This is a genomic window from Paenibacillus sp. FSL F4-0100, assembly GCF_037993005.1.
GTDB lineage: Bacteria > Bacillota > Bacilli > Paenibacillales > Paenibacillaceae > Paenibacillus_AQ.
Genome location: NZ_CP150303.1, coordinates 3,235,952 through 3,257,771, shown reverse-complemented (window position 1 = coordinate 3,257,771; position 21,820 = coordinate 3,235,952). Strand labels below are relative to the sequence as shown.

The following is a 21,820-nucleotide window of genomic DNA, read 5'->3' as shown; positions in this document are numbered from 1 at the left end:
GCTATATCACCCATGACTACACCTCGAAGTCCTCTCCAGCAAAGTCCTGATCCACGCTATTCAGCTCTGACCGCTTGTCCGTCTCCGGCACCAGTACCGGTTTACCTGGCGGCTTCACAATCAAACCGTCCAGCAAGGAAGCAAGCTCTTTCTTGCCGACCTTCTTCTCCAGATCTCCAATGCCAAGCAGCTCCTGCGGCTTGAGATACCAATCCTCCTCAAGCTCCTCAAGCTCAGCAGTCTCTAAGGCCTTACGAGCGGCAGCCTTATCGGTAATAACCCGATTGCTTCGACCCTCCACAAGTTTCCATGATGGGATTGTTGCTCCGGCTTTAGCCTGGTCGAAGGCATATTCCTCGACGTCCTTGGCCCATACTTTCAACTGCTCAGCTACGAATAGAACTGAACCAATCTCATCCATGGATAGAAGAGCTGGATCTTGAAACTCATACGCCAAAGCCTTCATATTCTCATCAGCCCGAGCACGGCAGTTCCCCTTCACTTTGCACCAGCGGCAATGACTACCCGGCTGATATTCACCTACGCCAGCGTCTGCCAGTGCAGCTGCAGGCGTAACAACGTTCTCAGCCCATTCGATTAGCTCACCAAGCGGAAGAGTATCGGTACTGACGCTGTCCAATCGTGGCTGAACAATCGTCATACTGACTTCTTTGATCGAATAGAGATAATTCCAATTCGACCATGCACCCAGACCGTACAACCGGAGCTGAGGATTACCGATTGCGCTGACCGGCACACCTTTCCCGTATTTGAGATCAATGACATCAAGCATCCAGTCCGAGATGATCACAACGTCTCCGGTGCCATAACCATCTGGGACCCATTCTGAGAAATCCACACGCTCTTCGAAAAGTATCACAGCGTCCTTGGATCGAGCCTTGGCTGCCATGAAGCGCTCCTCAACCACCTCCACATAGGCAGCCACGGCGTTCTCCATTTCTGGACCGTAAAATGTATTGGTTTTCTTGAAATCTGCGATTGCCTTATCAAGCTTTTTTCGCTCAGCCGCATTACAAGGTGTTAGCCTGCGCCGAAGAATCAACTCGGACAGCTCATGGGCCGCCGTTCCCTCATCGGAAAACTCGCTGCGCTTATCCGGCACGTTCTCCTGTTGTCGAGCACTAGGTGGACAGTTTATCCACTGGTCCGCCTTGGACGCACCCAATAAGGCATGAGCCCGTTCAGCATGTGCTGACTGCGTCATAGCGCCTCCAGCTCAGCCATGAATGCGATCCGTTTCTCTTCTGGGACATCCGAGATCGACGCGCTTTCAAACTCGCCAAGCAGTTTCTTGATGGCCGGCTTCTTCTTTGCGTCCTTTCCGACTTCCTGGGCCTTAGCACGAAGCTCAACTACAGTTGGAATGTCTTCATCTTCATTCGGTTGGCTACCCTCAGTTCCCTCATCAGGGGAAGTGTCCAGGTCTGCCTCAACCTTCGCTTCTTCTTTTTTAGTCTCTGTAGCCCTCCGCTGACGCGGCTTAACTTCTTCCTTTACAGGTGCAGTTGAGGGAGTGGCTCCGCCGAATGCAGCGGATAATGTAGCGAATTCCTCTATAGCTTGAACAGCGTTCTCGCCGTTGATCGTGATTTGTACGGGCATGTATAAGTCCTCCTTAAGGTTTTTGAATTAGGCTGCTTAATAATTTCTCTTCATTTGAGCTGATAATTTTGATACATGGTTTGCAAACCAACTTTTCCGGGTAAAGTGAAACCAATTCATCGCGTGAGTGACCGCACAAGACACATCCAGGGGCATAGCGATTAATGATAACTTTGTCACCTTCGGTGTAAAACTCAACTGGGTCACCTTCAGCGATTCCCAGCGTGCGGCGTAGCTCCTTGGGGATCACGACGCGTCCTAAATCATCGACTCGACGAACAATTCCGGTAGCTTTTAATGTACTCATAGTGCATTAAGCCTCCCCATATTCTGATTCAATTTTCGACCAGTTTCGTGCCACTGTGTTCAGGGTTTCTCGAGACTTTTCTTCCCGATCTCTCGCAGCTTGCAGCAAGTCCAGATCACATAGGTCAGTTACTTTATCCCGAATAAGTGCGTCAATGACATCAGGACGGAGTGCATCAAGCTCCCAGCATTCATAACCATACTCTGCTATGTAGCCGGTCGCACGACTATCAGATAGCTTCGTGGGGTTGGGCGGCGGGCCGTACTCCTCGATCTGGTCGTAGTTAAGGGCGATCCGATCAAACTCCACAGATACACCAAACAGTTCTAAGCGATCACAGATATCTCTACTCATGTCTTTACCGCTCGGGTCATGATCGCCTAAATGAAGAATGTGAATATTTTTATTGCCTGCCATATCTTCAAGTCTCTGAGCTGCTGCCCACATTTCGGATTGGCTCACGTAACCACGACAAGAGAAATAAGGAATGTCCAATTCGTCACAGACTTGCCCGACGATACCCACCAGCGCGTCCTTCTCGACCCATACCTCGACGTAATTGTCCTGATCCTCCCATTTGTCATAAGCAAATGAACGGGCAGCTGAATAAATGATCGATCCAGGGGAAGACCAATGGCTATTCTTCTTTAGGTTTCTTGTCCGATCCTCGATTGCTTCCCAATCAATAAGCCCCGACATTCGGCCATCAGATATCAAGCTACCGAGGTTCTTGTATGACCTTTCATTGTTTGGAATTACATCTCTTGCAACCAGCTGGTAATACACCTGACGAAGAGTCAAAGAATAACCCATTTCTTGATACTCATGTATAATGCCGTTAACTTGCTCAATCAGATGAAGGCTGCCAGGTCGAAAATTGATTTCCCGATAACAGATTTTCATTTGCTTCTCCTCTCAACCAGTGATAAACTGGCCTTAACTTAGTGAATTTGTGTGCAGTTTGACGGCTCCTACCCCGTTCAAGCTGCATTTTTCTTTTTAAGCCTTGAAGCCAGGCTGACGTATTGCCGGCGATACACTTCCCGGAGCAGCGAAGATTTTGTTGTCTCGATTAGCTCCATCAAGTTTTTACAGCTGCGGATCTGTAACCTCGTGTTCACTTTGGTTTCTCACCTCCCTTCCAGCAATCACCGTTACGCCGCCGATCTTCTCGATCAGGCATTTACCCGAGCAAACCAGCTCGTGGCCGATCTTTGAAACCGGCTGTCCGAAATAAATTTCCTTACCACATAACTCATTTGCACAGTAGTCGATAACCTCATCGGATATCAGATCCGTGACTTTGCTCATTTGGATGACACCTCCCCAGGACGATAGTTTCTCGTTCTCGGAAGGATTGCCTTGATCCTCGGATCATTCGACTTGGCGTTTTCAAATTCTCGCACCCAGTCAGTTCGCGAATACCATTTACGCGCTTCTTTAAACCCTCTCAGTTCACCAGATAACAACCAATCTTGAACTGTTCGCACCGTGACCCCAAATCGATCTGCAACTTCTTGATCAGTCATAATTCTGTACTCTTCTTTGTCAGGCCAGCCGAAACGACTGAATAGATCGCTTAGAATCTTACGCTGGTTGTCTGCTGGCTGCATTGTAATGATTTGATTGATAATCGTTGTAGCCATTTGAATTTGATCAGACATTTTTATACCTCGCTTTCACGTCCCTTAACATACTTAACAGCTAAATCTTTCACGATAGCCACGTAACCTTCGATGAACTTCTTGTCGTCAGCGATTACATCAAGGTAATTCAGCTTATCCCGTTTGGACTTACAAACTCCTTCATCCGCCATACGACGACGTTTATTGGTTAAGCGCGTTGATAATTTCACTCCTAACCGCTCATCCAGTAAACGGTAGCTCTCCTCACGAGGCCCGCTGGTACAGCCTATGGTACATGGATTTCCGTCTTACCCAATTGTGATCGCCAAGTTCGCGAACATACGAGGCGTTGAACTCCAAATGAACTCCGATCGAATTTGCAAGGCGGATTAGAGTCGGCTTAGAAGTCTGTATATACAATATTTTCACCTGCTCAATAAAATCGTATTTAAAATACAGTTTTCACCCAAAAAAAATTCCCGATATTAATTGACACCCTAATTAAAATACGGTATTATACAATTGTCGTATTGATAATACTATTTATTTAAATCAGGGAATAATTTTTCGGGGGAGTCTTTGTAAAGTTGGCATATCTTGAACATTAATCTCAAGCTTGGGTTTACACGACCATATTCAAGACTTCGCACATGTTCAACATGCACGCCTAAAGACTCAGCGGCTTTAATTTGAGTAAGGCCAAGAGATTTCCTGGCTTCCTTGAGTGCCGCTCGTTTCATGCGCATCACCTCCGATATGACCCTAGTATAAATCGTATTTTAAATACAGTCAACACCTAATTGTATTTCTAATACACTTTTTTTTAGGGGAGCGACTTCAATGTCTATGGGATTAAGGATCAAAACGTTGCGTAAAAAGGCAAAACTTACACAGAAGCAAGTTGCAGACCATCTGGGTATGGGTAGTTCAAACTTCGGTCACATCGAGAATGATAGAGTAACACCGTCAAGTTCCGATCTACAAAAAATAGCAGATATACTCGATACGACCACTGACTATCTATTAGGACGGTCTATCGAGAAGGATCGACAGTATTTTGAGTTGACAGATAAAGACGAACGAGACATCGCAAAAAAACTTGAAGCAATGATGAACGACCTAGATTCTGACTCGTCACTATCCTTTATGGGCGAACCAATGGATGATGAAGATCGAGAGTTGCTGCGTATATCCCTAGAAAATACACTTCGCATGTCGCGGGAGATGGCTAAGAAAAAATTCACGCCGAAGAAATATCGAAAATAAGCATCCGGGGGCGTTGATATGACAGAAATGAGGAAAGCTCGAGAACTCATACAAACCCACGGAACCAATTCACCTTTTGAGATCACAGCTAAGACTAATATCATGGTTCTGTTCGAAGATTTGGGTAAACAAACATGGGGATACTATTCACATTCTAATCGTATTCCTGTTATCCACATCAACAACCGACTTAATCAAGAACAAGCCACATATACCTGCGGCCATGAACTTGGCCACGCGATACTTCACCCAGGTATTAATACGCCGTTCCTAAGAAGCAGCACTTTTTTCTCTGTAGATAAGCTGGAACGGCAGGCGCATAGATTGTCTGTCCATTTACTTATAGGCCTTAATGAGCCAGAGCATGGTGAGACAAAACAACAGTTTTTGCTTCGGTGTGGTATTCCTGAAATATTTCATGTTTTCTATTAACTTTGCGCTTTCCAGCTGCAAGGCTGTTCATTATACATAAAAACAGAACATATGTTCGATATATTAGGAGGTGATTTAGTGGCAAAAAGGAAGAAAAACGAATTACCACCTAAAGTGCGTAAGCGCGGAAAAGGGTACACGTATCGATATGACATCCCAATAATTAACGAGGACGGTAAAAAGGATAGGAAGCAGACAGATACACCCTCTTTCCCAACACCTGAAGAAGCTTATAAAGCGGGTATTTTAATCGAAGCACAGCTAGTACAGGGGACTTATATTGATGAGGATAAAACCATATTTAATCTCTGGGCTCCACACATGTTGGTTTATCACTCAAGGATTAATAAGCTTCACCTAAACACGGTTCACACTTACAAGCACCTGCTAGTGCATCCGTGCACCTATTTTAATGGAGACAAGATTAAAGACATTACTCCTGATCGATATCAAGACTTTCTGCTATGGCTGCAAGAAGAACGCAAACTTGCCGTGAAGTCAATACAGAGTATACACGGCCTGCTAAATGCATTGTTCCGCCATGCCGTGCAACGTGGACAGATCAAAACATCTCCTTGTATAGGGGCTACGATCCCAAGGGATGAAGATCAGGAAGATCTGGATTTGGATTTTGACGAAGAAGCGGAAGTTCCCAACTTTCTAGAAAAAGATCAACTGACTAAAGTAATAGCAGCAGCTAAACAAAATGCTGAGCAAGCCGCCACTCCAAGAGATGCATTCGAATGGCGACAATTCGTAAGGGCTATTTATATTATGGCTCATACGGGCGTACGTATCGGAGAGCTTAGCGTATTAGAACCAAGAAAGATTAGTAATGCTAAGTTAAAGATCAGAATTAGCGCTACATTGTATGACAAAGAGGGACTAAGCAATTATCAAATTGGCCCACCTAAAACTAAAGGATCACGCCGATTAGTTGATATTAGCAAAAGAGTCGCAGCAGTTATCGAAGCACAAATAAAAGATGTGAAAGCCTTTCGTTTAATGATCGGTCCCGAATACCACAGAAATAAAGAAGGTAGAGAATTCATTTTTGTGAATCCTACCGAACAGTTGCCAGGATACCCTATGAGACCAGCTAGAGTAAATGAGATGTTAGATAAAGTACTTGTAGCATCTGGATTTCCAAGCAAATTTATTACCGCTCACGGTTTAAGACACACATACACGAGCCTTAGCGCAGAAGTCGGTGTGCCACTCGATGACATACGAAAACAGCTAGGCCACTCGAAAGATGAATTAACCACGCTTGTATACCGCCATGTAACCGAAGCTCGTAGACGCGCGAACGTCGATAAGCTGGATAGCTTTATAGGGGATTTGCTCTAACTTTGTGGGCAAATTGTGGGCAATACCCCCTATAAAGCCTGTAGTATCAAGGGTTCAAACTTAGATAGCTCTTATCTTAGGCTGAGTCGTTTGTTGTGTGAGCTACTTCCGTGATTATACATCTGGACAACCAAAGGACGATATCTCTGCAGCGCTAATACGTTGTTATCGATGACAACGACATCTATGAACTTGCTGGAATTAATTATTTCATTCCATCTATTCATTAGATTCTGTACTTCTTAAATCGTTCTTAATATACTTCACTTTCATACCATTTTTATCATAATTCTCCATTGGGTGAGTCTTCATGATGTTATCCAATGAACACTATAGCTTCATCACTATTGAATACTTCTATTAAGTTAACAATGAGAAAATCAATCCTTCTTTTCAGATAATTAAAATCATCATTATTTAAATTTACCTCAGCCCATTTTTTTATTACTTCTAATTCTTCTACTAGAGGAAAAAGGTCATTTTTAGTAAGATCTAATCCAGGATTAAATAAGGAAATTATTTTCAGATTCAGCTCTTTGATGGCTGGCAACCAACATCTCTGAAAAAAAGCCTCAGTTGAAACAGGTACATAGAAGTTTGTATCTTCTGGCTTAATGATAATTGCTGCTATAGACAAAATAATCGCCTCGTTCTGTTTCTATTGCTGGTTTCGCATAATGTTCACACGACGTCGATCCCCCTTAGATAGCTCCTATCTTAGGGGGATCGATATGTCCGGCTGAATCCACTTCCTGCTGCTGAAATCCCTCTCCGAATCACATCTAACTTCGTGCCGGACCAAGGGCTAATGCCCGATGCATGAATATGGTGTTATAGGATGTCAGCGCCTTCATCGAACCTCCTACACCATTAGTTCATTTTGATTATACTTTTGCTTCTATGATAATTCCCCCTTCTCCAGAAGGTATTTCAAAACCCTCTAGGAATGAAGATAATATTTCTTCTGTTATTGTAAATGCTGCATTTGCATCGAATCGCTGGCTCCGAATACGAAGTCGTTCACATAATTCATTAGGATGAACTTTCAAATATATAAGTTTCCACACTCCTCCTCCATCTTCAATTAACTTCTTATAATCATTTCGTCTCTTTCGTTGCCAAAAACTGAAATCGACAACCACATTAACGACGTTCGACGTAGTCTCATGTGTTCGGCAGCCTCTGCTCCCCAAAATCCTTCTCCGGACCAGCCGCGTATGCCCGATGCGTGGATATAATGTTATCCGATTCTGCTGACTTCTTCGATTAGCTAATACGAATTCACCCATTTCCATCGTAGGAGAAAATATACGAATTCGCTTTATGTTCCCATATATATTATTAGACGAAGAGAGGGCTAATCCTCCATCTCCGGCAGGTTGCTTCTCATGAGTCGGTCCAGAGGGCTTGAATACGTTGGAGCTGTTTAAGGCCGACATGTGTGTAAATCTCGGTTGTCTTCAGGCTTGAGTGGCCGAGGAGTTCCTGAATCTCCTTATTATTGTTTGTAATTCTTCCTCTTGGCTTCATTAAATAATACTTAGTAATGCAAGTGTCAGATTGGAATTCTCCTTGAGTTTAAGTCACATTATTGAAAACCTATTTTTCGTAATTAGTTTACAATTGTATCAAATCCACAAACTATCGTTCCATCTGCCTTGCGAGCCTCATTATTATGCAGAACGCATTGGTACGCAAAAAAGGCAGCTTCTGCTTTACACATCGCTGCCTTTTTGCTTATTAACTTTTTTCCAACGGACCTATCGATCGTTATCTACATAAAAATTGCGGTCGCCGATTTGGATATACTGCGAAATCGGCTTTCCATCTTTTCCGGGTTGGACGAAGAATACGAACCGCTCCGTTTTGCCGTCCGCAAATTTGAGCGTAATCGTATTTCCGGAAATGCTGTATGTTCCCGCGCCGCCTACGCCCCACACCCTTACGTTTAATCAAATTCAGCCTCCCATTTCTGCCTTTGGTCCGTCCTAACATCCCCAGAGTTCCGCATCGCTGGAGCTTAATTCATACAAATGATGTTCAACCTTTTATACCGCTAAATGTAATGCCGCTAATAAACGTCTTTTGAAGAAAAAAGAACAAAACAATAATAGGTAATGTCATCAAGGTGGATACGGCCATTAATAGACCCCATTCGGATCCCTTTTGACTCTGAAATTGCTGCAATCCAAGCGAAACCGTGTAAGATGGTTCATTGGTTAAATAGAGCAAGGGGCCCATGAAATCAGTCCAGCTCCCCATAAATTGAAACAATGCCACGGCTAAAACGGCGGATTTGGCTAGTGGAAACATGATCTGTAAATATATGCGGAACTCACTAGCGCCGTCTAAGCGGGCCGCTTCGCGCAGGGCATCAGGCAGTCCCATGAAAAACTGTCTCAATAGAAAAATGTAAATTGGCACTCCAAAAAATTGGGGTACAATCAGTGGAAGAGATGTTCCTACCCAACCTAATTTAGTAAACAACAGGAATAGAGGAATCATCGTCACCTGTCCGGGAATCATCATAACAGCGAGGGTAACAAAGAAAAGTATGCCTCTCCCACGGTACTCTAACTTGGCAAAACTATATGCAACCAAGGGACAGGGTATGATCACACCAAGCGTACTAACGATTGTTATAATCGCCGTGTTTTTCAGATATGTCCAGAAAGGGATATACTCAACGGCACGGGAATAATTACTCCACAGAATTGGATGCGGAATCCACTCTGGTGGGAATGTAAAGACTTGTGTGAGTGGTTTAAGAGAAGTCGAAAGCAGCCAAATGAACGGAATAATGAAAAATGCAGAAGCAACAATTAGACATAAATAGGCTAACGCACGATTGATTCTTTTGATAGCGATAGGATTCATCCCTTACTTCCTCCTCCTTATTTCCCTTGATAATGAACCCAGCGTTTAGACGTAATAAAAATAATTCCGGTTAATACCATGACTATAATAAATAAGATCCAGGCCATTGCGGAGGCATACCCCATTTTGAAATACCTGAATCCGTTCTCATATAAATACATGACGTAAAAAGTCATGGAATTTGCAGGAGTTCCTTGCCCTTTGGTCAACGTATAGGGAAGAGTGAACTGTTGGAATGCACCGATCATTCCCATGACCAGGTTGTAGAAAATAACGGGAGTGAGCAAAGGCAGAAATATCAATTATTTATTTAAAAGAATAATATACTAATATATATAATGATCAGTATTTATAAAATGATCATCCACAAAATTGCCTTCCTAGTTCCCAATAACTTTCATACTTATTACTGCATAAGCAACTTTTTCATTAGATATAAAAAATAGCCGCGATTAACGCGACTAGTCAAAAACAAGTATATAACACTCGTAATAAAAAACTTCTAATTATCTCTTCAATAATTCGATAAGTTCATTAATAAATTCACCATCTGATTTTTGTATATCAAATAACCATTTTTTTGGTTTTCTCTCTGTTATGCTTATTACTCATCAAGCATTTCATAAAGTAATCCAGTATGATGACCTCTATCTCCCAACAGCGTCGGAACGATACGCCATCTAACAACTCAGCTGCGCAAGGGACACTTCCTGCAACCAGCGCCGAGTACGCCCCATTGACTCAGCTCCAGCGCATCAATAGCCTGATTGGCGGTGCGCTGGGAGTTGAGTACCGGGAGATATGAGCTCAGGCCAACCCGATTGAGGCCGGGTCGTACGATCGAGTGCCTTCTGACTGTCAACAACCGCTGCGGGCATCCACTGACGCGCCGCATGAAGATGTCTGCGAAAACTAGCTTGACAATGAACGATGTCGGCACAGATTCCATTAGGCGCGAAGAACAACCCAACAACGGCCCAATTGCTTTAAAGCCAAAAGCTCCTTAAGGTACTAGCATTACCCATGCCAACGGCGCTGTTCGGATCATCATGTTCGCCTGTAGCAAAAGCTGCCCCTTCAATATGATAGACCCTTGGTTCTTCCGAAAAATATTCCTGTAAGCCCATCATGAACATCCGATGGTCTTCACTCGCTTCGAAGCCCGGCGTGTGATCCTCGAGTGTTTGCCATCGCACGATTAGATGGAATAGCTGGGGTGTTTCGATCCCTTGCGCGAGGAAGTGACCGCCGTAACCCTTTGCACGGCTGAGCAAAGGAGCGACCTCGGCAAATGCACGTCTGAACGTTTCAATGTGTTCATTGTGAACGGGGAGTAGAGCGATCTCATAAATCATGGCGTTCCTTTAAAATGAGCCGACGGCCCGACTGCAATCGCGATTTTTCCTTGAACACCGTTGTTAGGGCTCTCCAGCCGGGCATGGGCGAGCGGAATGTCGGCAAGCGAATAGACGGCGCCAACGTGTGGCCGCAGCTGGCCACGCTCTATCAATGCGCTCAACTCATCAAGCTTGCCGCGGTTTTGTCTTGTGAAAACGAAGTGATAACTCGCGTTCTTGCCCCAGGCCTCAATGACGTTTTGTGGCTGTGCAATGTCCACGATCGTGACAACGCGGCCAAGTTGTGCGAGCGTGTCGGGGCTGCGCGACAATGTGTTGCCGCCGATGGTGTCGAACACGACATCGACTCCGCGGCCACCCGTTTCCCTCATGATAGCGTCGACATAATCCTCCTTTTCGTAGTCGATGACCACATCGGCACCCAAACTTCGTGCGAACTCAAAGTTTACTTCGCGCACGGTCGTGAACACCCTTGCTCCCATGGCTTTTGCGAGCTGGATCGCCACATGACCGACTCCGCCCGCTCCGCCGTGTACTAGAATGCTTTCCCCCACTCTTAGCGCCGCACGCTCGATCAGTGCTTCCCACACCGTCCCGCCAACCAAGGACAGGCTTGCCGCCTCAAGATGGCTCAGCGAGGTAGGCTTCTTCCCAATAATGCTTTCGGCAGCAACGTGGTACTCGGCATAACTTCCTGGTCCGTCAAATATTTGCGGGGTGTACCAGACTTCGTCTCCTGGAGAAAAGTTCGTCACACCCGGCCCGACTTCTTCGACAACGCCAGATACGTCGTGTCCGGTAATGGCCGGCAGTTGCACCAAATCGGGATAATCGCCACGTCGGACCTGGTAATCCAACGGATTGATGGAGGTTGCATGTACCCGGACCAGGACTTGTCCCGTGTGCGGCACAGGCTTGGGCACGTCGCAAAGTTCGAACGATTCCGGGCCACCAAATGATTTAAGTATTATCGCTTTCATTGTAAATCCTCCTCTTTTCGATAAAAAGAAATATCGGGAATTTTCGATATCATAGGGAAAGAATCACAATTCTCTCCCTATGATATCGGCTAGAGCACTGATGGTTGCTTCGTTCCGCTTGTAGTAGGTCCACTGACCGATGCGCCTGACTTCGACCAAGCCCGCTCGTTGCAGAATCGCAAGATAATCAGACACCGTTGACTGCGACAGTCCGACACCTTCTTGAATACTACTGACGCAGACTCCCACCGTAAGAACGTCACCTTCATCCTGCGGAGGGAAGTTATTCGCGGGATCCTTCAAACCTTTCAAGATTTCAAGGCGTGTATGGTTTGAGAGAGCTTTGAATATTTCGAGCAATTCCATAACCTCCATGACCTCCTTCACCTGATTATATCGAAATTTACCGATATGTCAAACGAGAGCCAACCGCCGTTATGAAGAGTCAGCCCTTTTCTGGAGCAACTCTCAAATTTGCAAGCCTCCCGAAGGGGAGGACATGCATCCCTGCCTCTGTCCGAAACCCTGGCGATCTGATGCCGAAGGCCCTGCCTAACCGACAGACAGCCCAGGCTGGCGCCCGATCTCACAAGATACCGCTGAACCACGCACCGTCACGGCGATGTTCTGTCCAAGCCGCTGCTCGATCAACGGCTTCAACGGCACTAGGCTAAATTCCTTGCCATCATCGAGCATGGCGTAACGCCTGCTGGCAAGCATCACGCTGCGCTGGTAGATGACTGACATGCTCGCCCTCGTCCATGGACTATGCTTCAACCCAGTTTCCGCTACGATGCCTTGAGTTGCTGTCACCAACTCCCGCTTGCGCAGCGTCGCCAACAGGTTGCCGCCAGGATTACGTGTTGACCGCGCCGTTCGGCCAGACCTTGTTCGACCAGGAAATCAGCACGCTCTCGCAGCGCGTCTTTTACCTCGCGCTGCCAACCCCCATACTGCCCAAGCCCTTGCCACCGCCGATCAATTGCTTGTCCAGCCAGGTTGATTACGCGGGCTTGTCGCTCAATAGGCAGGTACGAACGCGGTTCCACCGCCACGCCGCCGCCCAGTCGCTGCGCACCGTACTGACGGCCGCGCTCGGGAAAGTCCTCCGGCACTTGCCAGACACCTTCGCTCAGCCGCTCGACGATGCCCGCACGGCGCAACGCTTCCAGCCGCCGTACATGGGCATCGACCACTTCACGCGGATCGCAGTTGGCATACGGCTGGACCTTGGCGATTGCCGGATGATGGTCAGTCCGATAGATACCATCGGTGGCCAGTGCCGCGACGGTCTTGTCCATCAAGAACACAGCCAATTCACGCTGCTTGCCTCATGGTCCTCTGCATGGTACGTATGATTTCGCCACGTTCGCGGAATTGCTTTGGGAAAATCTGATAAGTCATATTTCTCCATTGTGATGGGAGCACATCAACTTCCTTGGTGAGTACACATTCGATCAGAAACAGAGTGCAAACCTAGATTCACTATTGCCACTTACCACAAGAAAAATTGAAGCCGGTAATCCTTAGCTTACGGGATTCCGGCCTTTTTATGGTTTAAAAAGGCTTGACGTACAAAATCCGCGTTTGGCTGGCGATTCCCCTTACATTAAAAATCTTCTACGACAATTTTTCCAATAGATTTGCCAGTCTCTAGTAATGAATGAGCCTTTCGCAAATTCTCAGCATTGATAGGTGAGAGTCGTTTGTTTAGTGTAGTTTTTATTATTTTACTGTCAATTAAATCAGCAACCTCGTTTAAGAGCTTATGTTGTTCGATCATATCTTCCGTCTGAAACATGGGTCTTGTAAACATCAACTCCCAAACAAAGGTTACACTTTTGTTTTTTAGTAATGTTAGATGAAGAGGCACGTCTGTTTCGACAATCGAGCAAATTTTTCCTTGGGGAGCAATAGCCTTTGCCATATTTACCCAATGCTTCTCTGTTGCGTTAAGACAGAGAATGTAATGAACTGTTTCAAATCCCACCTGTTTTAATTGTGGAACGAACTCCTCAAAATGATTAATGGTATGGTCAGCCCCTTGTTCTTTTGCCCAAGCAATCGATTCAGGTCTGGAGGCAGTACCAATAACAGTCAACCCCACCTTTTTCGCTAATTGAATAGCTATGGAGCCAACCCCCCTGCAGCACCAATAATTAAAAGCGTTTTATTCTTATTTTCGTTTGAATCACGACTAATATTCATACGATCAAATAGTGCTTCATAGGCAGTAATTGTTGTTAATGGTAGAGCAGCAGCTTGTGCAAAGTCCAAAGATCTTGGTTTTTTTCCTACGATCCTTTCGTCAACAAGATGAAATTCACTATTACCACCTTGCCGAGTGATGTCACCAGCGTAATAGACCTCATCACCTGGTTGAAATAACGTGCAATCTGGTCCCACTTCTTCAACAATTCCTGCCACGTCCCAGCCTAAAATTTTAGGGTTGTTCTCTACCTTTTCTTTGGGTGATCGAACCTTATAATCAACTGGATTAACTGCCACAGCTTTTACGCGAACGAGTAAATCCCGCCCCGTAGCACTTGGCTTTTCCAGCTGTAAATCTAACAAGCTTTCTGAATTATCAATAGGTAGATAACGATACAAACCTACAGCTTTTATAGTTGACATGATTATTTCATCCTTTCGTATAGTTCTGTAAATTTTATAACCGGCATCAAAAAGAGAGTCAATGGTTTTTTCATGCCTTTATATTTGTTATAATAGTACAAAGAATTATTTTTCGTAAGTACGCACAATTTTGTTGTATAGTATTCTTTTTTATACTAATGCTTGATGGAGGTATACAAATGAAAAATCACTATAACCAATACTCAGCTTGTCCTAACCCCTACGGATGCCCCGTGGAAGCAACGCTAGAAGTAATCGGGGGAAATGGAAAGGTGTTATTTTATATCATTTACTTTCAGGAACAAAGCGTTTTAATGAATTTCGCGGGCTAATGCCTGACATCACACAGCGGATGTTGACCCTTCAGCTTCGTGAATTAGAAAAAGATGGAGTAGTACACAGGGAAATCTATAGAGAAGTTCCGCCAAAGGTAGAATATTCGTTAACTGAGTTCGGCCTTACATTAGAACCAATTATTATGCTTATGAGAGACTGGGGGAAAGGTATAACAAAGAGATCGCCATCAAGTAAGAATATTTCGGAACAAGTGGAGTCTTAAATTATTTACGTCATTCGACCTGGTTACAGAGTTACCGGGGTCCCGCCACATGCCCATCAAGCTAAGGAAAATACTCCCTCCCCAAAACGAAAAAACGCTATTCTTTCATTAGACTGATTAATGAAAGAATAGCGTTTTATGATGCAGACGACCTTCATTTGTTTTCACAAGAACTGGAACGACATTTGTCTCCTCTTGCTCTCACCCAACTAGCCAAAGAAACAGGATTCGTCACACGAACCAGTTGAGGACGCCTATCGTTACGGAATGTTGACCGCCGGGGTCGCCGTCATTTTCATGTCTTTTGTCGGTATTCTATTGTTTGTATTTTCCCCCTTGGCGGCTTCCTAGTTTACCGACCAAGCTGATATTATTCAAATGATGACGACAGCACCTCGAATTGACGCTTTCGCTCAACCATTTTTGGCGATAGGTCTGGTGGTGGCCGGGGCTCTTCAAGGCGCGAGTGACACCCACCATTGTTGACGCGCTACACCAAGAAGATTCCCGCCAGTAGAGTTAAAGAATGTTCCGTTAATACCAAACTTACCAGAGTCAAGAACGCTCCCGTTAATCTTCTCTACGGCAACACAATCCAGATCGGCTAAAATCATGCGTACTTCCCATATCAAAAATTTTCATTATAAATTAAATACAAACACTCAATGCATCCTATGTACACTCAAGTCGAAATACGCTAATCAGTACGTTAGTTATTCAAAGACAGCCGATCACAAAGACTGGCTGTCTTTTTCTTTTGATTTAGGTTTCTTTCCCGGTTGTTTGCCACCATGCTGCAGTTGGTACTGTAAGTTTGAGTAAATCCAATATCACCTTCGATATCTTACCGATACCGAACACAATGCGCGATATCGCTTGCGTTAAGAAGGGCGGGCTGTGGGTGCCAACTACTTCGACAAATCCACTGGTCGTTCGCCAACCCGGTATTGGTCATATGCTTCACCCATTCTGGATTGACTTTCCTTTCATGTGATTCCACTTAGAAGATTCTCCGCCACAAGTTCTGCTGCCTGGTACGGCATATTATAGCCTTAGGCTTGACAGGTAATCGCCCCTCGAGGGCCCAACCTGAGTTCCGGAGAATGATGCTTGAAGTCCACGCTTTTGCATGAGGTCCAGTACCTCCTTGAAATTCATCCTCCTGCCACAGAGTAGCCGTTAGCCATACTTAGTTTGTTTACTCTCTACAGGGTTACATATCCTGGTGGTAGTTGTTCCAGAGCATTTCAACCTCATCGAACATGCAATGGATCTAGGCCGAGTGACTGATCCTGATCTTTGCCAAGTTTTCGGTGTTTTTAGAAGCGGTTACTAAGCATAGCTGAAGCGAAAAAATGGTCATTATCTATTACGCAGATGGTACCCGTGTTTCTGACCCTACAGAAATGCATTCCTTTAGAACACAAGAACTGGCTACGCGACCTGTATGGGGTAGGAGCTAATGGGCTACAGCCTGAAGAATCCTTTATTAATGGGCATTTTCGAATTTGCTTATGCCACAATTGGTGGCTTAATGACTATTGGGGACGAATTTGGTCCCCAATCCGCCCCCAACGTCCGTCAGACGCTTCCCTAGTTTTGTAATAAACATCCAACATTTTTGAACAACTTAATCGTTTGCTGTTACTTTCCAATTTTATCTCTTGGATTCTATATTTGTTACGTTATTAAAGTCTACGTAGTTGTTACTTCCGGCACTTCATCCCACAATCGTATTAAGAAATCTGTTTCTTTTGGTTTATTCCATTGTTCTTTAGCCTCTTTCATCTCACTCCAATCGTACTGCTGTACTAAAATTTCGTTCCTATGGTCTGGTACAATTTCAGCCACTCCATAAGAAGCCTTTACTATGTCTAGAAGTCCGATCGGCAACTCATCGAGTTCTTTTGTGTTTAGATACTCATATGCCGAGAAAGACTTTGATGACCCCTTTTCATAATCATGTGGCATCTCAGCCTCAAATGTATGACGGAGAACAAACTTTTTATTTCCTCGCGCAAATGCTAGTTTTTCTAATTTGTGATTCAAAGTCAAGGTCGACTTTAATGAAACACTACTTCTTCTGCTACCTTTTCTATCTAGTTCAGTTATGTCGTAATCATGTATAATCGTATAGGTAATACCAAAATTATTTAAGATGTTCAACAAAACATACATTGTTCCTTTTCCGTTACAGTTAACTACACTAGTTTTATAATAATCTTCTGAGTTTAGCTGACCGTTTTCAACTAACTTTTCCCCTATGACTTTTAGAGCGATTACTTCCGTATCCCCCTCAACTAATATTACTCTATCAGCAAAAAAGACTTCGTTTACATAAGGATTAAACCTTAGAAGAGCTTGAAGCCTCTCTTTTTCGTGTCCTGGTAAGCCATAAACGTCTGAATTAACTTGATTTAGACCAACTTCATTCTTCTGATTTATATAAACTTTTGATAATGTTCTATTTGGCTTTGATAAATCCACAAAATTAGGAGAATGTGAGGTAGCAATTACTTGAAAAAAACCATCATCTGCTAAGCTATATAGGGTATCTTTAAATACTCGTGCCAAATGTGGATGTAAGTATAATTCTGGTTCTTCAAGTGCAATAATTAAAGGTCTACTGTTTTCAATATTGTCTGATTCAAACCGTCGTTTGTATTTCCTAAATCCTTTGAAAACGGACAAAATAAACGTCCTTTGTACGCCATTCCCTTGATGGTTTAACTCTGTATCTAAACCATTATAATTAAAATTTGTTGAGAGGGAAGTGCTTACTATTTCATCTAAAGGACTAACATTCACTTTAAACTTAACATCTGTTGAAGTAACTTCATTTAGAAATTCCCTCACTTCAGTTTCAAAGTACCTTATCTTTTCATCATTATGTTCATTGATTTTTTGCTGGAGCAACTGAGTTTTCTCATATGCTTCTATGTACTCGGGCAACCCTGCTACAACATTTTTATATAGACTATACAGCGTTTTCATGTGAGCAGACTTATTGGTTAACTCATCATTGGCATCCTTAACTGCAGGTATGTATATAACTTCTGGAAAAACATTTAGGAAGTGAGTTCCGTTTCTACCACCTCCAAGTCTTCCTTCCCAGCCTTCTTGTCCTAAGTCATGGGTTTGAGGTCCAGAAATTTTGGCAGCACGTTCAACATTTGAACCTTCCTTATATATAGCTCTTACAATGAAATTACCTGATTCTCTATGTATAGAGTTTCGAATTCCGTGCATCTCGATCTCGTCTTCTGTCAAATTTGAGAAGGTAGCATGAAAACTAATAGGCTGAGACATATCATGTTTATGATAAAAATTTTTACTTAACTGAAGTTCTTTACTTCCAAATTGATTCAGCGCTTGCAGAATGGTACTTTTACTGCAATTGTTTGGCCCAATAATGACAGAGATATTCTCTATGTCAATTGAAAGTTCTTTTATACCTTTATAATTCCGAATAGTAAATTTCCTTAATTTCATTTTCATTCCCTCCTTGTTACGTGATTCTTTAATCTTCCTAAAATACCTCCCAAGTTTATCAAGCAAATTTCGACATTAAAAACAATAGAGCAAAGTAAGCGCAGCTTACAGTTCTATTGTCCTAGTAATAATATACCATTAAATTGATAGTAACAAAAAACATCTTTTATTTCGGTCCCTTTAAATGTGAATTGTCTGATCAAGTCAAATCGTGGCCACTTCACTCTATCGAGGTCATAAAACAAAAATATCACCCAGTTTGAGCAGTTTAGAGTGATGCTACTTATATAGCATCCCGAAAGCTACATACATATACCAATATTTCCCCGTTGGTGTTTTAATTCTATCATCGGTTTTGTAATTGTATTTATCTCTTTATCTTCACGTTCTTTTTCTGCCAACTTCATTTCTTCCCATTCCAATAAGGTCGTTAACATGTTTATTCGAAGCGTTTCTTCTTCCCTCATGGGACTCCCCTCCAACATAAATATCCCCATTAAAGATGGTGACGATAATGATGTGACTGACCAATATAAAATTAATCCTGGGAAGCACTACTCAAGCCTTGAAGAGGTAATTGAGGATATGGGATTTAATCCCGCTACTGTCGATTATGAAGAAGATGTCTAGATTACGTAAGAGAGGGTCATTTGACCTTCTCTTTTTTCATGCTAATTGTTCTGCAGCTGTGATTCCAAGTGAACCAGAAGACACCAGAGACTGCAGTTGAGGTATTAGGCAATTAAGTTTGAGAAGGCGTTGAGTTGTCTTACTGTCTTCTCCGACAAACTCTGATATATCATTCAATGTGTTCAAATAGACATTTTGTCCTCTTACTCATCCTCTTTTGACTCCCCAATACTCCTTTAAGAATCCAGCAATTTGCCCTTTCTTAATTGGATCACTTTCTGCTTCGCCCCTGCTTTCGATATAAAAACCTCCCCGCTTATAACCGATATTTATCCAAAAGGGGTGATTAGGATAGCATTAATTGACATCATTCTTAAATCCACAGTTCTGGTTACAGGAATAATAGGGCTTATTTCTACTCTGGGTAAATACTCAAAAGAAGAACAACAATTTATGAACAGTGTTAACCGAGGTTTCAGAGGAATTGTTCACTGGTTTCTATTCACTTCTGTCATGTTAGTCTATTTTACTGTTGCCACTGGGTTTGATACAAATGGGACAGGTGCGAGCTTAAAGATTATTAATTTCATTTTCATAAATCCTATAACTCCATTAATATCATTAGCTTTACTGATATTTATCTTAATTTCACTATCTTCAAAATTCAGAAATTTCCTCAAAAGAAAGTTAGTTTTTTCTAGAATTAAAACTAGTATTGCATACGGTATAGTCTTTACGATTGTATTTACTGCATTTAGTGTCTTAGTTTCTTTTTATTTTGGCATAGGTGTAAACTTAACTTTAGATGAGATAAATAAGTTTTACATGTTAGGCGTGGACCATACCGTGCTTGTTCTATTTGACTTGGGTAAAGTTGATGACCCATTCTATCTTTTTGTATTGGTTTTCTTAATGATAATTTATTCATTTCTTATATCTCTTGTACGTGTGTTTCTCCTCAATATTTATCTCGACAGAGTTACGGTCAACATTCACTTAAAAAACGGTGGAATAATTGAAGACAAGTTTATCATTAATCCCAATATTGATGGTGGGATAATGATCGGGGATACTTATGGAAAGTCTGCAGAGAATAAGAGGTTGATCCCCAAAACAAATATAGAGATGGTTACATTTAATCGTGTCGGCTATTCTTTTGGAGAGAAGCGAAGTAGAGCAAATATCGTTAACCCTAAAAATGTATCTGAAGAGGAATTTAATGATTTAGTTAAAGAATGGCGTTCTAAACAAAAGTCTAAACATTCTAATTTCTGAGTGTTTAGACTTTTTTGCACACTTCAAAAAATAACTTCAAGGGTAGATATAAGTGCTACTGCAATATTTGGTAAAAATGACTTGTTATTTGGTGTAAATATACCCCCATCCCTTTGATATGACATCGCAACGTAAGCCAATTTCCGGTTGGTTTAAACGGACGATATCATCCGATCTTAAACTGTTCGTATGCCTGTATCAAAAAAAGACGATGTAGCTTCAAGCCACACCGTCCAATTAAGTTAATTTACTGCCCGTGTATCCCGCTTCTCAATGACATGTCGTATCCGAAGCAAGTCTAAGCCGTCTTGTAAGTAATCCAATAGCGGCATCTTAGCCAGCATGCTATATAGTCGATTAAAACCACTATCATTGTCGGAACGAAACATTCTAACATAATCCTTCAACATTCTTTCAGGTTGATACCTTTCCAGTTCTGCTTCATATGCATTATAATTACTGTAATCTTTTGGATCTGGCTTATGCTCGTTTTGACCTATGTACATTATCGATTGAAGTATCAAGATATCCTCATACTCAGTTTTCTTAACAATGTCCCAAATGTATTCCGAGTTTAATATCTTCCCATTGTCAAATATGTTTACAAGTTCATCAATGACAGGAATCAACGATTTAGCCTTTTCAATTAGCACTTAATCACCATCCACTTTAATTATCGTTTTCTAGCATTCTGTTATGGTACTGTGGGTTTTCTTCAAGCGCATCAAAAACGACTTGATGACTTACATACCCCTGACTATGTAGTTTTTGATAATCATATTCTGATCTGTCAGTCCATGATACTAGGAATATCTTGTTTATATTTCGTTCTTCGTATAGATCTTTTAGCAAATCGTTATAAAGTTTATCATTTCTCATTAATGCATCAACTGGATAGAGTATGGCAAAATCATATGAGTACATTGTGCTATTCCATGATGTCTTTGCAAATGAATCAAAGAACACTTTATGGTTGCCTAAATTGTATCCGTATCCTGTCTTAAATTTTTTTGAAGGCTTTTCGAAAAAACTTCCTAAGTTTTGCATTGAGTTAGCCCGGAACAGAATACTGGATGGTTTGTCAGTAAAATTTGAAATTGCCTTTAGAACTATTGGATGTTTTTCAAATTGGTGGGTTCCAGTTAAAAGCAACCCTTTTTCATAAGAGTACAGAAACTCTTGTATCTTTTCTAATGTATCTAAACGGTTATTCAATTTACCAACTCCCCTTTGGCAATATAGGTATATTATAATTATATCCTAAATCTTTCCTTTTGGTTAGGTAAACCCAATCGCAAATTTATGACATGCCGTGGGTGTAGATTTGCTATGCATAGTTTATGTAAATTAATGTTAATTTTAAATTTATAATCCTCCTGTACCTATACCCTCCCTCCCCTCCCCTACCCTAC

At 42.6% G+C, this 21,820-nt stretch carries 22 protein-coding genes and 3 pseudogenes; 5 read left to right on the top strand and 20 right to left on the bottom strand.

Annotation, left to right across the window (positions count from 1 at the left end):
- Positions 1–16: 16 nt before the first annotated feature.
- The 8 genes from MHH48_RS14755 to MHH48_RS14720 all read right to left on the bottom strand — a co-directional run bounded on the left by MHH48_RS14755 (position 17) and on the right by MHH48_RS14720 (position 4,295).
- Positions 17–1,225, bottom strand: coding sequence for a DUF2800 domain-containing protein (locus MHH48_RS14755; protein ID WP_076326412.1), 1,209 nt, complete (start codon positions 1,223–1,225; stop codon positions 17–19).
- Positions 1,222–1,623 (bottom strand): hypothetical protein, encoded by a 402-nt coding sequence (locus MHH48_RS14750; RefSeq protein ID WP_076326411.1) that lies wholly within the window; start codon positions 1,621–1,623, stop codon positions 1,222–1,224. Before MHH48_RS14750 ends, MHH48_RS14755 begins: the two co-directional genes overlap by 4 nt.
- Positions 1,624–1,636: 13 nt before the next feature.
- Entirely contained in the window at positions 1,637–1,930 is a 294-nt protein-coding gene (locus MHH48_RS14745) for an AbrB/MazE/SpoVT family DNA-binding domain-containing protein (protein ID WP_076326410.1), read from the bottom strand.
- 6 nt (positions 1,931–1,936) lie between these two features.
- Positions 1,937–2,833 carry a hypothetical protein gene (locus MHH48_RS14740; RefSeq protein WP_076326409.1) on the bottom strand — a complete coding sequence of 299 codons (897 nt, stop codon included), beginning with the start codon at positions 2,831–2,833 and terminating at the stop codon, positions 1,937–1,939.
- 186 nt (positions 2,834–3,019) lie between these two features.
- The gene (locus MHH48_RS14735) at positions 3,020–3,241 is read right to left on the bottom strand and encodes a hypothetical protein (RefSeq protein ID WP_076326408.1); all 222 of its coding nucleotides are present in this window, start codon (positions 3,239–3,241) and stop codon (positions 3,020–3,022) included.
- Positions 3,238–3,594, bottom strand: coding sequence for a helix-turn-helix domain-containing protein (locus MHH48_RS14730; protein ID WP_076326407.1), 357 nt, complete (start codon positions 3,592–3,594; stop codon positions 3,238–3,240). The genes MHH48_RS14735 and MHH48_RS14730 overlap by 4 nt, the downstream gene beginning before the upstream one ends.
- A gap of 2 nt (positions 3,595–3,596) precedes the next feature.
- Positions 3,597–3,785: a hypothetical protein gene (locus tag MHH48_RS14725; protein WP_218641294.1), complete on the bottom strand. Its 189-nt coding sequence runs from the start codon at positions 3,783–3,785 to the stop codon at positions 3,597–3,599.
- Between the two features lie 309 nt (positions 3,786–4,094).
- Complete coding sequence (locus MHH48_RS14720; RefSeq protein ID WP_179090747.1) at positions 4,095–4,295, bottom strand: helix-turn-helix transcriptional regulator; 201 nt, start codon at positions 4,293–4,295, stop codon at positions 4,095–4,097.
- Positions 4,296–4,395: 100 nt separating this feature from the next.
- On the opposite strand from MHH48_RS14720, the gene MHH48_RS14715 reads away from it, so the two are divergent.
- From MHH48_RS14715 to MHH48_RS14705, 3 genes are all read left to right on the top strand, one after another.
- On the top strand, positions 4,396–4,821 hold the full coding sequence (locus MHH48_RS14715; protein ID WP_076326405.1) for a helix-turn-helix transcriptional regulator: 426 nt from the start codon (positions 4,396–4,398) through the stop codon (positions 4,819–4,821).
- Positions 4,822–4,839: 18 nt separating this feature from the next.
- Positions 4,840–5,253 carry an ImmA/IrrE family metallo-endopeptidase gene (locus tag MHH48_RS14710; protein ID WP_076326404.1) on the top strand — a complete coding sequence of 138 codons (414 nt, stop codon included), beginning with the start codon at positions 4,840–4,842 and terminating at the stop codon, positions 5,251–5,253.
- Between the two features lie 78 nt (positions 5,254–5,331).
- Positions 5,332–6,603, top strand: a complete 1,272-nt coding sequence (locus MHH48_RS14705) for a site-specific integrase (protein WP_076326403.1) — start codon at positions 5,332–5,334, stop codon at positions 6,601–6,603.
- Between the two features lie 316 nt (positions 6,604–6,919).
- On the opposite strand, the gene MHH48_RS14700 is transcribed toward MHH48_RS14705, so the two are convergent.
- The 8 genes and pseudogenes from MHH48_RS14700 to MHH48_RS14665 all read right to left on the bottom strand — a co-directional run bounded on the left by MHH48_RS14700 (position 6,920) and on the right by MHH48_RS14665 (position 14,452).
- Entirely contained in the window at positions 6,920–7,240 is a 321-nt protein-coding gene (locus MHH48_RS14700; protein WP_076326402.1) for a hypothetical protein, read from the bottom strand.
- A 247-nt stretch (positions 7,241–7,487) separates the two neighbouring features.
- Positions 7,488–7,670, bottom strand: coding sequence for a hypothetical protein (locus tag MHH48_RS14695; protein WP_256720870.1), 183 nt, complete (start codon positions 7,668–7,670; stop codon positions 7,488–7,490).
- 973 nt (positions 7,671–8,643) lie between these two features.
- Entirely contained in the window at positions 8,644–9,480 is an 837-nt protein-coding gene (locus MHH48_RS14690; protein ID WP_340390689.1) for a carbohydrate ABC transporter permease, read from the bottom strand.
- A 986-nt stretch (positions 9,481–10,466) separates the two neighbouring features.
- Positions 10,467–10,835 (bottom strand): antibiotic biosynthesis monooxygenase, encoded by a 369-nt coding sequence (locus tag MHH48_RS14685; RefSeq protein ID WP_340390688.1) that lies wholly within the window; start codon positions 10,833–10,835, stop codon positions 10,467–10,469.
- Positions 10,832–11,818: a zinc-dependent alcohol dehydrogenase family protein gene (locus MHH48_RS14680; RefSeq protein WP_340390687.1), complete on the bottom strand. Its 987-nt coding sequence runs from the start codon at positions 11,816–11,818 to the stop codon at positions 10,832–10,834. Before MHH48_RS14680 ends, MHH48_RS14685 begins: the two co-directional genes overlap by 4 nt.
- Before the next feature lie 63 nt (positions 11,819–11,881).
- Positions 11,882–12,184, bottom strand: a complete 303-nt coding sequence (locus tag MHH48_RS14675; protein WP_076326753.1) for a metalloregulator ArsR/SmtB family transcription factor — start codon at positions 12,182–12,184, stop codon at positions 11,882–11,884.
- Between the two features lie 186 nt (positions 12,185–12,370).
- Positions 12,371–13,119 (bottom strand): annotated as a pseudogene (locus tag MHH48_RS14670) (DUF3363 domain-containing protein).
- Positions 13,120–13,427: 308 nt separating this feature from the next.
- Positions 13,428–14,452: pseudogene (locus MHH48_RS14665) on the bottom strand (zinc-binding alcohol dehydrogenase family protein).
- Between the two features lie 179 nt (positions 14,453–14,631).
- Here MHH48_RS14665 and MHH48_RS14660 point away from each other — a divergent pair.
- Positions 14,632–15,011, top strand: a pseudogene (locus MHH48_RS14660) (helix-turn-helix domain-containing protein).
- Between the two features lie 1,695 nt (positions 15,012–16,706).
- Here the strand turns inward: MHH48_RS14660 and MHH48_RS14655 are convergent.
- Complete coding sequence (locus MHH48_RS14655) at positions 16,707–18,503, bottom strand: AAA family ATPase (RefSeq protein ID WP_076326564.1); 1,797 nt, start codon at positions 18,501–18,503, stop codon at positions 16,707–16,709.
- A gap of 302 nt (positions 18,504–18,805) precedes the next feature.
- Positions 18,806–18,970 carry a hypothetical protein gene (locus MHH48_RS14650; protein ID WP_179090751.1) on the bottom strand — a complete coding sequence of 55 codons (165 nt, stop codon included), beginning with the start codon at positions 18,968–18,970 and terminating at the stop codon, positions 18,806–18,808.
- A 415-nt stretch (positions 18,971–19,385) separates the two neighbouring features.
- Here MHH48_RS14650 and MHH48_RS14645 point away from each other — a divergent pair, with 415 nt between their 5' ends.
- Positions 19,386–20,408 (top strand): hypothetical protein, encoded by a 1,023-nt coding sequence (locus tag MHH48_RS14645; RefSeq protein WP_076326565.1) that lies wholly within the window; start codon positions 19,386–19,388, stop codon positions 20,406–20,408.
- A gap of 242 nt (positions 20,409–20,650) precedes the next feature.
- Here MHH48_RS14645 and MHH48_RS14640 read toward each other — a convergent pair whose 3' ends face one another.
- Both MHH48_RS14640 and MHH48_RS14635 read right to left on the bottom strand, forming a co-directional pair.
- Positions 20,651–21,061 (bottom strand): hypothetical protein, encoded by a 411-nt coding sequence (locus tag MHH48_RS14640; protein WP_076326566.1) that lies wholly within the window; start codon positions 21,059–21,061, stop codon positions 20,651–20,653.
- 16 nt (positions 21,062–21,077) lie between these two features.
- Entirely contained in the window at positions 21,078–21,623 is a 546-nt protein-coding gene (locus MHH48_RS14635; RefSeq protein WP_076326567.1) for a hypothetical protein, read from the bottom strand.
- Positions 21,624–21,820: the final 197 nt, after the last annotated feature.